Annotated in this window: 11 protein-coding genes; 5 read left to right on the forward strand and 6 right to left on the reverse strand. The window is 47.2% G+C overall.

The features are described from left to right. Window positions 1-304 (reverse strand): LysR family transcriptional regulator (locus ACQY6F_RS16235; protein WP_428775895.1); only part of this gene is annotated, 304 nt, incomplete at its 3' end. 150 nt (window positions 305-454) lie between these two features. Here ACQY6F_RS16235 and hutH point away from each other — a divergent pair. Then, on the forward strand, window positions 455-1,948 hold the full coding sequence (gene hutH / locus ACQY6F_RS16240; protein WP_428775897.1) for a histidine ammonia-lyase: 1,494 nt from the start codon (window positions 455-457) through the stop codon (window positions 1,946-1,948). Between the two features lie 15 nt (window positions 1,949-1,963). Then, on the forward strand, window positions 1,964-3,976 hold the full coding sequence (locus ACQY6F_RS16245; RefSeq protein WP_428775899.1) for a urocanate hydratase: 2,013 nt from the start codon (window positions 1,964-1,966) through the stop codon (window positions 3,974-3,976). 288 nt (window positions 3,977-4,264) lie between these two features. On the opposite strand, the gene ACQY6F_RS16250 is transcribed toward ACQY6F_RS16245, so the two are convergent. Beyond that, window positions 4,265-5,707, reverse strand: a complete 1,443-nt coding sequence (locus ACQY6F_RS16250; protein ID WP_428775901.1) for an MFS transporter — start codon at window positions 5,705-5,707, stop codon at window positions 4,265-4,267. Between the two features lie 12 nt (window positions 5,708-5,719). Continuing rightward, window positions 5,720-6,883 carry a M20 aminoacylase family protein gene (locus ACQY6F_RS16255; protein WP_428775903.1) on the reverse strand — a complete coding sequence of 388 codons (1,164 nt, stop codon included), beginning with the start codon at window positions 6,881-6,883 and terminating at the stop codon, window positions 5,720-5,722. A gap of 182 nt (window positions 6,884-7,065) precedes the next feature. Between ACQY6F_RS16255 and ACQY6F_RS16260 the strand changes: the two genes are divergently transcribed. Further along, the gene (locus ACQY6F_RS16260) at window positions 7,066-9,369 is read left to right on the forward strand and encodes a helix-turn-helix transcriptional regulator (protein ID WP_428775904.1); all 2,304 of its coding nucleotides are present in this window, start codon (window positions 7,066-7,068) and stop codon (window positions 9,367-9,369) included. A 431-nt stretch (window positions 9,370-9,800) separates the two neighbouring features. Here ACQY6F_RS16260 and ACQY6F_RS16265 read toward each other — a convergent pair whose 3' ends face one another. The 3 genes from ACQY6F_RS16265 to ACQY6F_RS16275 all read right to left on the reverse strand — a co-directional run bounded on the left by ACQY6F_RS16265 (window position 9,801) and on the right by ACQY6F_RS16275 (window position 12,369). After that, window positions 9,801-10,376 (reverse strand): nucleoside triphosphate pyrophosphohydrolase family protein, encoded by a 576-nt coding sequence (locus tag ACQY6F_RS16265; RefSeq protein WP_428775905.1) that lies wholly within the window; start codon window positions 10,374-10,376, stop codon window positions 9,801-9,803. Between the two features lie 166 nt (window positions 10,377-10,542). Then, complete coding sequence (locus tag ACQY6F_RS16270; protein ID WP_428775906.1) at window positions 10,543-11,115, reverse strand: DUF1415 domain-containing protein; 573 nt, start codon at window positions 11,113-11,115, stop codon at window positions 10,543-10,545. Window positions 11,116-11,166: 51 nt separating this feature from the next. Then, entirely contained in the window at window positions 11,167-12,369 is a 1,203-nt protein-coding gene (locus ACQY6F_RS16275; protein WP_428775908.1) for an MFS transporter, read from the reverse strand. A 98-nt stretch (window positions 12,370-12,467) separates the two neighbouring features. On the opposite strand from ACQY6F_RS16275, the gene ACQY6F_RS16280 reads away from it, so the two are divergent. Both ACQY6F_RS16280 and ACQY6F_RS16285 read left to right on the forward strand, forming a co-directional pair. Then, on the forward strand, window positions 12,468-13,337 hold the full coding sequence (locus ACQY6F_RS16280) for a LysR family transcriptional regulator (RefSeq protein ID WP_428775910.1): 870 nt from the start codon (window positions 12,468-12,470) through the stop codon (window positions 13,335-13,337). Window positions 13,338-13,539: 202 nt separating this feature from the next. Then, on the forward strand, window positions 13,540-14,106 hold a 567-nt coding region (locus ACQY6F_RS16285; RefSeq protein ID WP_428775911.1), incomplete at its 3' end, for a CPBP family intramembrane glutamic endopeptidase.

Genomic DNA, 14,106 nt, shown 5'->3' on the forward strand with positions numbered 1-14,106 from the left:
TGGCAATGGTTACCCGGCCGGACAGTTCATTTTTGGAACTCGCAACCGTGGCGGCAAAGGCTTCACACTGCTGCAGTAACTCCAGTGAAGCTTGGTAGGTCACCCGTCCGGCCTCTGTGACTTCAAAGCCACTCCGGCCACGTTTGCACAGCTTAATGCCAAGCCGTAATTCCAAATCGGATAAATGAGAGCTAATGGTTGAGCGACCAATGTTTAACCGGGATTCCGCAGCCGATAAACCACCGCACTCGACGATAGCCACGAATATTCTCAGCATACGCAAATCAACATCTTGAACCTGCATGGGGTGTCCTATTTATAGATTGAACTATTTAGTTCGATAAAACCGGAATGAACTACGAACATTATGCGTTTATAAAACATTTAGGGCAAGTTAGCATTACCCCATCATAAGCAACCTGATAAAAAGATATCAGTAAGTTAGGAGAACAAAATGATGTTTAGATATGGTGTAGACCGGCTAAATCTGGATATTGTAAATGGAATTGCTGATGGCAGTATCAAAGCTGAACTGTGCGAAGAAGCGCTAGATAAAATCAATACAAGTCGTCGTAATGTGGACATCATCGCAGCTTCAGACCGGGCGGTATATGGCATTAATACAGGTTTTGGCCCACTGTGTGATACACAAATCTCACCGGAAGAAACGCATCTGCTACAAAAAAACCTCCTGATTACTCATGCGGTTGGAGTAGGGGAGCCGATTGCGAAACCCATTTCTAAACTGATGCTGATCACTAAGGTTCATGCCTTAAGCCAGGGCTATTCCGGTATTCGCCTGGAAGTTGTTCAACGCATGTTGACATTTATCGAACTGGATCTGATCCCGGTTGTACCGGAGCAAGGCTCTGTTGGCGCATCGGGCGACTTAGCACCACTTTCTCACCTGTTTTTACCGCTTATCGGTGAAGGTGAATTTTGGCAGGGTGATAGCATCGTCCCAGCGGCGCAAGCGCTACGTGAACACGGCCTGGAGCCGCTTGAACTGCATGCTAAAGAAGGTCTGGCGCTAATCAACGGAACGCAGTTTATTCTGTCTCATGCTATTACCGCGCTAACAAAAATGCGCTACCTGCTTGATTTAGCCGACTTGGCTGGCGCGATGAGTATTGAAGGTATGCAGGGGAGTGGTTCGCCGTTCAGAGAAGAACTTCACCTGACGCGCGCTTTCGCGGGCAATATTGAAGTCGCCGCCCGAATGAGACGCTTCTTCAAAGACTCTAAAAACATGGCCTCACATGCTAACTGTGTTCGCGTGCAGGACCCATATTCATTGCGCTGTATTCCGCAGGTACATGGTGCTTCTCGCAATGCCTATAATCACTTGAAAGAGCTGGCTGAAATCGAAATGAACTCAGTGACTGATAACCCGATTGTTATCAGCTCTGAAGAAGCGATTTCCGGCGGTAGTTTCCATGGTCAACCGCTGGCAATGGTGTTGGATTATGCATCTATTGCTGCAGCAGAGCTGGGTAATATTTCAGACCGCCGTTGTTACCTGCTGCTGGAAGGTTTACATGGTTTGCCACGTCTGTTGACCTCATCCGGTGGCCTTAACTCGGGCATGATGATCCCGCAATACGCGACCGCTGCACTGGTCACTGAAAACAAGTCACTTTGTTTCCCGCCATCTGCCGACAGCGTACCAACCTCTATGGGTCAGGAAGACCATGTTTCTATGGGCAGTATCTCGGGCAGAAAGCTGAACCAGATCTTGGGCAACCTGGAAAAGATCTTCGCCATCGAACTGATGTATGCCGCGCAAGCGATAGAGTTCAGACGTCCGTTGACCTGTTCGGATCTGATTGAAGAAAACTTCCACATTATCCGTGAAAAAGTTGCCAAACTAGAAGAAGACCGCCTGCTTAAGCCAGACATCGACGCTATGATCGCATTGGTTAAAACACAAGCGTTTAACGTTAACTAAAGGGAGCCCGTAAAGATGGAAACAGTATTAAAATTTCAAGATCAAATTAAGCAAGGAATCCCCAACACATTGCCGAAAGCTAAGCCATATCCGGCAGGTGTAAACCGTGCTCCCAAACGTAAAGACATTCTGACTGCGGAAGAAAAGCAGTTGGCGATTCGCAATGCATTGCGTTATTTCCCGAAAGAGTGGCACCAGGAACTGGCTGCGGAGTTTGCTCAGGAGCTGAAAGATTTCGGTCGTATCTACATGTACCGCTTCAAGCCAAACTACGAAATGAAGGCGCGCTCTATTGCAGACTATCCGGCGAGATGTGAGCAGGCAGCCGCCATCATGCTGATGATCGACAACAACTTAGATCCAGCAGTAGCACAGCATCCTGAAGAGCTAATCACTTACGGTGGTAACGGCGCGGTATTCCAGAACTGGGCTCAATACCGGCTAACGATGAAATACCTAAGCGAAATGGAAAGCGACCAGACGCTGCATTTGTACTCAGGGCATCCTATGGGGCTGTTTCCGTCGTCGGAAGATGCGCCGCGCGTAGTGGTGACCAACGGCATGATGATCCCGAACTACTCAAAGCCGGATGACTGGGAAAAATTTAACGCCTTAGGCGTGACCCAATACGGTCAAATGACGGCGGGTTCGTTTATGTATATCGGGCCACAGGGCATCGTACACGGTACCACCATTACGGTAATGAACGCATTCCGCAAGGTGCTGGAAAAAGGTCAAAGCCCGAAAGGTAAGATCTTCCTGACAGCAGGTCTTGGCGGTATGAGTGGCGCGCAGCCAAAAGCAGGTAATATTGCCAACTGTATTACCGTGTGTGCAGAAGTGAACCCGAAAGCCGCGACCAAGCGCCACGAACAAGGTTGGGTAGATGAACTGATCGACAATATGGATGCGCTAGTTGAACGTGTTCGTCAGGCTCAGGCCAACGAAGAAGTGGTCTCTATCGCCTTTATCGGTAACGTGGTGGATGTCTGGGAAACCTTCTACAAGAAGGAAATTTTTGTCCACCTGGGATCGGATCAGACTTCGCTACACAACCCTTGGTCAGGCGGTTACTACCCGGTTGATATTAGTTATGAAGAATCGAACCGTCTTATCCGTGAAGAGCCGGAACTGTTCAAGGTAAAAGTACAGGAAACACTGAAGCGCCACGCTGATGCAGTAAACAAACACACTGCCCGCGGCACTTACTTCTTTGACTACGGTAATGCTTTCTTGCTTGAAGCGTCTCGAGCAGGTGGCGATGTAATGGCTGAAAACGGCATCGACTTTAAATACCCGTCATACGTGCAGGATATTCTTGGTCCTATGTGTTTCGACTACGGGTTTGGCCCGTTCCGTTGGGTTTGTACCTCAGGTAAGCCGGAAGATCTGGACAGAACCGATGCAATTGCCGCTGAGGTGCTGAACAAGATTATGGCTGAGTCGCCAGAAGAAATTCAGCAGCAGATGCAAGACAACATCACTTGGATCAAAGATGCCAAACAGAACAAACTGGTTGTCGGTTCGCAAGCGCGTATTCTTTATGCGGATGCGCAAGGCCGAATGGAAATTGCCAAAGCGTTCAACGATGCCATCAATCGCGGTGAAATCGGTCCTGTAGTACTGGGTCGTGACCACCACGATGTCAGCGGTACTGACTCGCCGTTCCGTGAAACGTCGAACATCTATGATGGCAGCCGCTTTACTGCTGACATGGCCATTCACAACGTGATCGGTGATGGTTTCCGTGGTGCGACTTGGGTATCTATTCATAACGGTGGCGGTGTAGGTTGGGGTGAAGTGATCAACGGCGGCTTCGGTATGTTGCTAGACGGCAGTGAAAGTGCAGAGCGCAGGCTGAAATCTATGCTGCTGTTTGATGTTAACAACGGTATTGCACGTCGTAGCTGGGCGCGTAACAAAGAAGCCAATTTCGCTATCCAACGTGAAATGGCAAGAACGCCTAAGCTGAAGGTGACATTAGCCAACCAGGTAGACGACGACATTATCAATAGTCTGCCATTCTGAAAGTCCTGCCATTCTATGTGACGTGAAAACATAGAAGCGGATTAATAGCTGGTTCTGGGATCAACTCTTTCAATCCTGAGAGAGTCACTGTCAAGGAACCAGCTATCCCCAAACTGGCAGAATTATTTTGCCATTATCGCGCCCTTCCATAGGGACATTGAGAAAGTCCATCTCAGTATTTTTCTCGCTAAAAAAGGTCTGACCCGAAAGTCAGACCTTGATATTAGTGTTTACTTCTTAGTTGCCGATAGAGCTTTTTACCTGATCTTAAGAAGTAGGGCGTGGTATTCAGTTTTCGACTTTGCTACCAGTGTTCTTTGGCATGATAAACAAGATGGCAAACAGGGCGATAACCCCAAAACCAACGTTCAGTAACAGACCAATAAAACCAGCCTGGTGAATATCAGTGCCAGAGAACGTTGAGTACACTGCCAGAGATAGCGCCACACCGATCGCACCACCGAGAGAGCTCGCCAGTTTGTAAATACCGGCAGCCACTGCGGCTTTGTCTTCCGGCGCAGCAGAGACGGCAGTATAAGTGGATGGTGTCGCATAAACACCCAGGCCAATACCAAATAGTGCGTAACCGATTTGCACCAGCATTTTGTAGCTTTCCAGGCTTTCCACATGAGTCAGTGACATCAGAATGACACCAGCAAACGTGATGATACAGCCGGTAATCATCGGAATGCGGCCGCCAAATTTGAACAGTATCTTCTGTCCTACTGGGATCAGCACCAATACCGCAATCGCGTAAGTTAATGAAATAATACCGACATCTGTGGTGGTCAAGCCACGGCCATTGATCAGATACGTATTCACTATCACCATTGAGCCGGCAATCGCATTCAATAGGAAATTGGACAGGGTCGCACCCAGATAACCGCGTGATTTAAACAGTGAGAAGTCAATCAATTGGGCGATTTTATTCTTAGTGGCATTTTTTTCGTTCACATAAAACAGCACGAAACCCACTACTGAGATACCCAGCGTGCTAATGAATTTGATATCGGTGTAACCCCAGCTGCGGCCTTTAGAAACAGCCAGTACCAGAGCAATCAGGGAGATAACAAAGTAGATGGAACCAAGTACATCAAACTTCTTATCTGATGCAGGTGCTTTCGATTCTGGCGTACCCATCATCAGCAACATACCTAAAACCGATACCGCAACGTTGATCCAGAAGAGGGATTGCCAGCCAAATTTTGGCTCGATCATGCCGGCAACCAGCGCACAGAATCCGGAGCCACCCCATGAACCAATTGACCAGAACGTCAGCGCTGTTGCTTGTTTTTTGCCTGCAAAATAGGTTTTCATCAAAGCGATAGTGGCAGGCATAATACAGGCAGCGGAGATACCTTGCAGCGCGCGGCCAACGACTAGCAGCTCAACGTTGAACGCCATCGCCGCAATCACCGAACCCACCACGCTCAGTATCGTACCGATAAAGGCAAAACGCATACGACCAAAGCGATCCGCCAGACCGCCGCAGGTGACCACACAGGCCGCCGCAAACAGTGGTGTCAGTGAGGCTGAAAAGTTCAGCAGATCTTCTTTGGCTGCATTGCCCTTAATGCCAAATGACTCGGTGATCGCCGGGATCAATGACGCCTGCATCGACTGAGCAAACAACCAGTAAGTCAATACCAGTAAGACAATACCAAGAATCAGCTGATTCGTGCCCTGATATTTTATTTCGGGGCTTGTATCCAGAGTAATCGTGTTGTTCATATCTCAACCCTTTTAATTATTGAAAAAACGTTCTACTAACTTGTCCCAGTACTTCACCGCGGGTGCCATAATGGCATCGTTAAAGTCGTAACCTGGATTGTGTACGCTGCACCCTTCTCCGGCCCCAACGAAGAAGTAACAACCTTTCGGATTGGCTTCTAACATGAACGCAAAGTCTTCACTGGCCATTGCTGGATTGGTATTAGGTTCAACAAGTGATTCATCAAACAGCTCCTGCGCAACACCGATGGCAAAATCGGTCATTTCGGCATCATTCACCAAGGTCGGGCTGCTGTGGATATGGTTCACGGTGGCTGTGGCGTTGAAACTTAGCGCCTGGAATTCAGCGATCTCTTTAATGCGTTTTAGCACTAACTTTTGCGTGTCCGGATTTAACGTGCGGATACTGAGTTTTAACTGAGCGGAATCATTAATGATGTTGGCGACACAGCCTGACTGAATCGAACCAATCGTGATCACCACAGGCTGAAACGGATCTACGTTGCGGGACACGATGCTCTGCAATGCCGTTGCAATGTGGCATGCGACGATAACCGGATCATTGGCTTTGTCTGGCATCGCACCATGACCACCCGTGCCTTCAATATTGATTTCTACCGTGTCGGACGACGACAGCATGGCGCCTTTTCGGAAGTGGAAACTGCCTTCTTTCAGGTTCGGCATGTTATGCAGGGCAAAAATGGCGTCACATGGGAAACGGTCGAACAAACCGTCATCCAGCATCAGTTTCCCGCCATAAAGCAGCTCCTCAGCGGGTTGGAAAATCAGATGGATGGTGCCGTCGAACTGTTTGGTTTCTGCCAGCCATTTGGCGAAGAAGAGTAGCGTCGTGGTGTGTCCGTCATGGCCACAACCATGAAATTTGTGGCTGATTTGACTGCTCCATGCCTTTTGGGAGTTTTCCTGCATGGGCAAGGCATCCATATCGGCGCGGATACCCAGTACTTTATTGCTGCTACCATTACGAATCGTCGCTACCAGACCGGTTTTAGCCAGACCTGTAGTTACGTCATATCCCCAGGTTTGCAGCAAATCCGCAACCACTCTACTGGTGCGAAACTCTTCTAAGCCCAACTCCGGGTGTTGATGGATATCCCGTCGCAACTCAGTAAAGTAGCTTGAATTTCGTTTAATAAAATCATCTATATGCATCATTAATGTTCCGTCTCGTTCTTGATGCATGTAGTTTATTTGAGCGAAATAGGGCACAAAAGGCAGGATAATGAGCAGATACAGGTAGGGTTTTGTGTTATTTACTGACAACACGTGTTTAACATCAATAAATGACTATGTGTAATTTGATACGTTAAGCGACAGCTAAACAATCGGACAGCCTCATGAGCACTGACAATATCTACTATTCCGTGGAATTTCTTAACCTGATTCACTACCGGCCTGTTGCCGATACCAGCCTAAAGCTACTCGTTGTGCTCAAAGGCAATGTCTCCATTAAAGAATCAGGCCGACAACAACTGCTCTCTGCGGGTGATGTGTATATCGTAAATCAGGACGTGGAATGGCAACTCGACAGTCAAACAGACAACATTGTCATCATTGTCAAAATCTCTTCTATCTGGTTGCTACAGCATTTTGATGATTTTAACCGCTGGCAGTTTTTCGTTAACGCACAAAATAGTTCCGTTGAAGTGCTTCAGTTAAGAACTCTGCTGATCAATATTGCCACTCTTTGGATCAAAAAAACGCCAGACTCGTGGGAAATGAATATATATCGTAATCTGATGGATATTTTGTGTGTGCTGGTTGAATCTTTCAAATATAAGAAAGAGCATGAAGATACGGTTAACTATAGTGAAAAAATAAAAAAAACTATCGACTGGATTGAAGAGCGCAGTCACGAAGATATTAAACTGTATAATATCGCTTCCAAACTCTATACCTCGACGGAACATTTATCCCGGCAGTTTGTGAAAGAAGTCGGCATGAATTTTCGCGACTATTTAGTTCAGGTCAGATTTAATAAAGCGGCCAAAGAAATTGTTTCTAGCGATCATCCTATCGGCGAGGTGATTCAAAGAAATGGTATTTCCAGACCGAACAGCTTTAACAAGATGTTTAAAGAAACCTTTCACATGTCACCAAGAGAGTATCGCTCTAAGAACGGTAATCACCATTTGCAAGAAACGGAGGTTTCGCCATTAGTTAATGAGAAGTTGGGTATCGTCAACTCAGTAGAGTTATTCACATTTTTATCTCAATATAATGAAGAAGACCAACGCCGTCCCCTGTTGAGCTACAGTAAAAAACCGCATGACACAGAGATCGTATTCAACGATCCTGTGACACCGGCACAAAACAGAAATTATGTCATCCGGATAGGTTCTTATCGGGAGCTACTCAAACATCATATCCAGCAGCAGTTAGTACTAGCAAAAAGCATCTCACCATTTCAGTACGTAGAGTTACAGGATTTCATTCCAACTGAGGCATCGCTTTGTGATGATTATTATAACGAGAAACTATTAACCTGGTCGTCTTGGGACAGTATTGATATCGCAATACGCTTCTTGAAAGAAATCAATATGTTTCCCATTATCGAGCTGCCGCTATCCTCGAGTTTTTCCGCTAATCTTAGCTTTAAAAAGAATGTAGAAAAAACCCTAATCCACTATAAAACCATGTTTGGTTCTGAGTATCTTGCCAGGTGGAAATTTAAGCTAAGGATCGAAACAGATGCGAAAGACGATACGATCTTTAATGCCAAAAATGATTTAATTGCCGTTATCAAATCCCAGCTTCCACAATGTGAAGTAGGGATATTAGTGACTAAAAAATCGAATTTAATTTCATTTTTCTCACGCTCAGCTTTAGTGGAGAATGTGGATTTTATCGCTGTTTCTATCTGTCCCAATGAAGTCAATGACCATCTTTACCATCAGGACAAAGCCTCTCTGCGTCATGACGTCAGTTATTACATTAATAGCCTGCTAAGTGAAATTCATCGCCGCTCAGTCTCTTGTCCGGTATACCTGCATTCTTGGAGTACACTGACCGGAGATACCTATGAGACAAATGGTCTCTTTTTCCGTGGGGCTCTGCTGATGAATGCCCTGACTTCTCTGCCCGATAGCATTACCATGCTCGGCTTCTGGCTCAACTCGGAAATTCAGCACGAAGTCCAGTCCCACCAGCATATCGACAATAACAGTCTGTCGCTGTTTTTTTCCTCAACCACCTGCCGGCCAGTTTTTCACATCTTAAAAATTAAAGATCGCCTGCAAAACTCTCCTTATTATCGAGGCGACAATTGGATTGCGATTAAAAAACACGATGCGTATCAGATGTTGTTTTTTAATCCGGTTAATATTGACCCGGACCTGTCCGTGCAAGAGCATTTTCTCAATGATTACCAGAAGAAGCTCAATATGAAGATTCATTTGACCAAACCAGGCATCTGGCGCATCAAGCAATGGACATTTGATCAGAAAAACGGCGCTTTGTATCACCAATATGGCCTTCACCCAACCTTGTTTGAACGCGATCAAGAGACCATGGAGTACATCAGCAGTCGATCGCAACCAACGTTGAGCGTTTACGATGAACGTCTTGAAGACAGTTTCGATAAGATCATAGAACTGGATATCAACGCTGTCGTGTTGCTGGAGTTAAAGTTTCTGGTCTGAAAGCTCAGTGCTTTTCACCCATTTCTGTTACTACAGTGAGAATGGAGCAGTGGCCGGACATCGGTACAGGCTTACCAGCAACACAAAGTTCGTATGAATTGGATATGAGTGAACTCTTACTCAAACGAACATCGGCGATTTGAGTAAATGCTACCACTAAAGGGCTAGAAAGGTGCAGGTTGCACTAACGTGGAGCTTAGCGAAATCAGCGATATTTTTGCGAATTATATAAAAAAGTATATAAATCAGTGAGATATTTGAATTTGAAAAGTTGGCACGGCGTTGGCATTAGTAAGATCGATACATTCTCGTTCTTGTTAGGCTTGTTATAGCTTTACCGCCACTCTGTCGACCAACGTTGTGGCGGTTTTTTTGCCTGCGATTTGGCAAATGCATCACAGGCAAATTTATCTCGAGGAACTGTCGAATAGTTACTGAGTCAGTGGGGTAAGGTCTGCTGGGCGGTAGTAAACCGATTTCAGTACTTTGCCCTGACGGATGGTTTTGCCTTCCGAGACGAAATCTTCCGCGCACTTGGCGATAATGTAATCGCCTTTCTGTACCGCCATCAGCTTAATGCCCTGTTCAGCATAAAACGCTTCGGTTTCGTTGTATTCCTGCTCGTTACGGCACACTTTACTCATGTTGCTTGAATGCACTTCGTCCCAACATGGAATGAAATCAATACCACGGTTGTCGGCGACGTGCAGCAGCAGGTCGATCAGATAGGAGATGGCGAGGTTATCCGCTACCTGGCTGTGACCAAGATGAACCAAACGTCCCATCAGAACATAGACGCTATCAACAATGGCATCAGCCTGCTCAGTTTTGCTATCTGCTTCGGCCAGTTCGGTCAGCTCTTCGATCGCCAGTGAGGTATGCAGGGTATCGGCTTGCGCGTCCAGGCTTTCTGGTGTGGCAACCGGAAGATCAAAAGTGCTACGAAACTCGCTGATATCGCGATACAAGTGGTCAAAGATTTGTTGAGTCAGTTTGGCTAAATGCATTATCTCAATCCAGGTATTTTGAATGTCGGCCAATACTAGCAGAGCCAGGATTAAGCTGCCACGCAGCAAAACGAAATTCTGCGCTAAAGCTTTTTATTGGCCTGGTTTTAATCAATTGTGCAGCCTGCGATGGAACGTTGGCAAGCTGCGGAATTGTCTGAGCTGGTTATTTTTTAGCGCCGAACAGATACGGAAACAGCTGGCACCGTTCAGATTCTGTCAATGCGGACACTCTGGCGATATTGTTATCGGGAATCGCTTCCGGATTCGGGTAGTGTTGCAGTACCTTCTCCATGCTCTCTTCACGAATCAAATGAAATATCGGGTAGGGCGAACGGTTGGTCAGGTTTTCGGCATCTTCCGGGGCTGCGCCATAGAAGCAGTAATTCGGGTGAAACGTTGCCAACTGGAAGGTACCCTGCCAACCATTTTGGTCTATGAGCGCTTCGGCCCAGTCGATAAACTGGTTGTAATGGTCAAAATCGGACAGCATATCCGGTACCACTACCAGCGTTGTCTCCAGTTGCTCTGGCTGACTCTGTTCCAACTCCAGTAGTTGCTGGAGCATCTCTTCCAGCAGGCTTTGTTCATCGCTGGCTTGACTAACGAAAATTTTAATCTGCTGATTGCGCTGGGGCTTGGCCGCAAACGGGCATAAGTTCAGTCCGATTACTACGTCGTTCAACCACTGGTCTACTTCGGCAGAGATCTGCTCGATACGGTTCGATGGCAATGTCATTCTTTGGCTAATCTAAAACTCTCAAAAAAAATATGCGCCAAGAGTAACAGATCAGCTTAGGTTGAGCTGAGGTTTTTCCACCTGCAACTGATGTTTGTGGTGTAGTTGGCTGCACAAAACGAAGATCACTGCGTACAGCAACATGCCGCCTAGCGCCACATATAACCAGCCACCGTGTTGCCAGCAGTAAATCAGGTAGAAACCGCCCAGGCTACCACCGATATAGTAATGAACCAGATACAGCGCTGTGGCAGTGGCTTTGGCTTGTGTGGCGTGCTGGCTGACCCAGGCATAGGCCAGGGTGTGAGTGAAAAACGCGCCGAAGCTAATCAATATCAGCCCGAGCATCATAGGCACTATGTGTTCCGCTAAGGCGATCCACATACCCAGCATGCTGAGGATGGCGCCGGTGACCATGCCGGAGATCGGCGTGCGCTTCCAGCGTCCGGTCAGTTTTGAGCTGACGGTGCCGGCCAGGTAGCAGACGAAGATCAGCGAGGCCAGGCCGATTGGCACATTGTGTGGCTCGCTAACCAGGCGAAATCCCATCACGGAATAGAGGTTAACGAACAGGGCGAAATTGGCACCACCGATCAGCATCGCCAGCCACAGGGTAGGGTTTTTCACGTGTTTGACCAGAGCGCGGTTGTGATGGAAAAACAGCCCGCGTTGTGGAGTAAAATGCTGCTGTACCGGCAGTAGCCAGACCACCAGCAGCGCCCCGACCAAACTAAAGCCTGCCATTACCAGCACAGCCGATTGCCAACCGAGCGAATCGGTGAGGATACCGCCCATAATCCGCCCGGTGATGCCGCCAAGCGAGTTGGCAGCAATATAGCCGCCGATAGCCTGGGCAAATGCTTGAGGAGAAAGCTCTTCCACCATATAGGCGACGGCGACGGAAGCAAAAGCGGCCAGCGCGACACCCATCAGCGCGCGCAGTGCCACCAGCAGCCAGAGTGACTCGGTCAGCATCATTGCACCGCCGATGATGGGCAGGGCAAACAGGCCGATGAACATTACCCGTCTGCGGCCAAACGATTCTGAACTGACCGCCCAGGGGACCAGACATACTGAAAGAGTCAGGGTTGTGGCGGCAAACAGCCAGTTGATCTGGGTTTCAGATACCGCGAAGTGCTTGGCCATAAAGGGCAGCATCGGCTGGACGAGGTACAGGTTGCAAAACACCAGAAACGAGCCCATGGCTAAGCCAAAGGTTATCTTCAAATACTGTTTACTGCCTAGTTCAAACATCTGTCACCTCACATACATCTATGCGATCAAATTAACAGCGGAATCTAGATTAATAAAATATATTAATAATATGGAATCAATATATTTTGGATATAGACATGGATGTACGACAGCTGAATCATTTTGTCGCAGTGGCAGAGCAAGGGCATTTCACCCAGGCCGCCAAAGCACTGCACATTGCTCAGCCGGCCTTAAGCATCTCGATTAAGAAGTTTGAACAGCAATTAGGTGTGGAGCTGTTTCGGCGCCAGGATCGCAAAGTGGAGTTAACCGAAGAGGGGCGGGTGCTGTATGAACATGCTAAACGGATCTTGCAGCAGGTCGATGATGCCAAACTGGCAATCAACGAATTGATCGGGCTGGAGAAAGGGGAAGTGCGCCTCGGAGCACCGAGTATGATGGGGTCCTACTTCTTTCCACAGATCCTGATGGCATTCAAAAGTCACTATCCGGATCTGAAACTGACACTGATCGATGCGGGGACGGAATCGATTCGCCAGATGTTGCTCGATGGTGAGCTCGATATTGGTGTCATCAACAACGCCAATGTGCCTGAGGATTTGGAAACGGATCATCTGTTGCGGGCACAAATGGTGGCGGTGGTCGGGCAAAATCACCCGCTGGCTGAGCGAAAATCGATCGCGTACGATGAGTTTTTTCAACACGAACTGGTAATGTTCAAACCGGGCTATTTTCACCGTGACTTTATCAACTCGGTCTGTAAACAGTACGGCTTCGAGATGCAATGCTCATTTGAAACCAACCTGTTACCTCTGATATTGAGCATAGTGAAGCATGAATTTGCCATTACCGCCCTGCTGGAACTGGTGACTGAGCATGAAAAAGATGTGGTGCCGATACCGTTTCAGAACCCGGTGATGCTCGATCTGGCGCTGGCGTGGCGACGGGATGGTTATCTGTCGAATGCCGACCGGACCTTTATTGACTTTGTAAAACGCTATGTCTGACCTGAAGCTGTTCTTTCTAAGTTCATTATTTCATATGGATAGAACAGCTTTTACTCCCGGCACGTATGCGTATTCAGTTTTTATTACGCCATTAACAGGTTGCGATACATAACCGCCTGCCAGTTTATTCGTGCTACTACGTTTTTTTTCTATACAATTCAATCACAATTAAACGAAGCGATATGTTTATAGGGATGTTTTCATGCTTCTTGATGCCACGATTTGGATTTGGCTACCCCTTCTCTTTGCGATAGGTACGGCTTTTACTCGACACAATCTGGTTACCTTAATGTTTTTGGCCGGCACGTTAGTAAGCGCTCTTATCGTCGATCGTATTGCGTTTATCACTTTCATTACCTCATTGGTGGTGCTTGCTACCGCCTACAAATTGCCGGTATTCGCAAATAAACAACAAGGGAAGTGGGTTTACTATTTCGGCTGGGTGTTAATTCTGACTTGGTGCGCGATGTTGTTTACCCATCGCATGCCGGGTTTCAATAACCTACAAGTGCTCGATAATGTTTTATCGGGACCGCAAAGTATGCCATTTTCGATGTACTTGAATTTGGATAAACCACTTGCTTTCTTTGCGCTTCTCTTGACTTACCCCAAGCTATTAGGGAAAGGAAAGCAAGTCGAGTTTACCCCTATTCTAATCATACTTATTCTGTTACTCGTTTTACTACCGGTTGCGAGTCTGCTTGGTGCGCTAAGGGTAGAAGTGAGCTTGCCCAGTTGGTGGTGGTTGTTTGCAATCAATAACTTAATG

It is taken from the genome of Vibrio sp., from assembly GCF_050299255.1.
GTDB lineage: Bacteria > Pseudomonadota > Gammaproteobacteria > Enterobacterales > Vibrionaceae > Vibrio.

Excerpts from the sequence above, each read along its gene's own strand:
- ACQY6F_RS16255 (WP_428775903.1), bottom strand. The coding sequence starts at position 6,883 with ATGATGCATATAGATGATTTTATTAAACGAAATTCAAGCTACTTTACT.
- ACQY6F_RS16265 (WP_428775905.1), bottom strand. The coding sequence starts at position 10,376 with ATGCATTTAGCCAAACTGACTCAACAAATCTTTGACCACTTGTATCGC.
- ACQY6F_RS16270 (WP_428775906.1), bottom strand. The coding sequence starts at position 11,115 with ATGACATTGCCATCGAACCGTATCGAGCAGATCTCTGCCGAAGTAGAC.
- ACQY6F_RS16260 (WP_428775904.1), top strand. The coding sequence starts at position 7,066 with ATGAGCACTGACAATATCTACTATTCCGTGGAATTTCTTAACCTGATT.
- ACQY6F_RS16245 (WP_428775899.1), top strand. The coding sequence starts at position 1,964 with ATGGAAACAGTATTAAAATTTCAAGATCAAATTAAGCAAGGAATCCCC.
- ACQY6F_RS16250 (WP_428775901.1), bottom strand. The coding sequence starts at position 5,707 with ATGAACAACACGATTACTCTGGATACAAGCCCCGAAATAAAATATCAG.
- hutH (WP_428775897.1), top strand. The coding sequence starts at position 455 with ATGATGTTTAGATATGGTGTAGACCGGCTAAATCTGGATATTGTAAAT.
- ACQY6F_RS16275 (WP_428775908.1), bottom strand. The coding sequence starts at position 12,369 with ATGTTTGAACTAGGCAGTAAACAGTATTTGAAGATAACCTTTGGCTTA.
- ACQY6F_RS16280 (WP_428775910.1), top strand. The coding sequence starts at position 12,468 with ATGGATGTACGACAGCTGAATCATTTTGTCGCAGTGGCAGAGCAAGGG.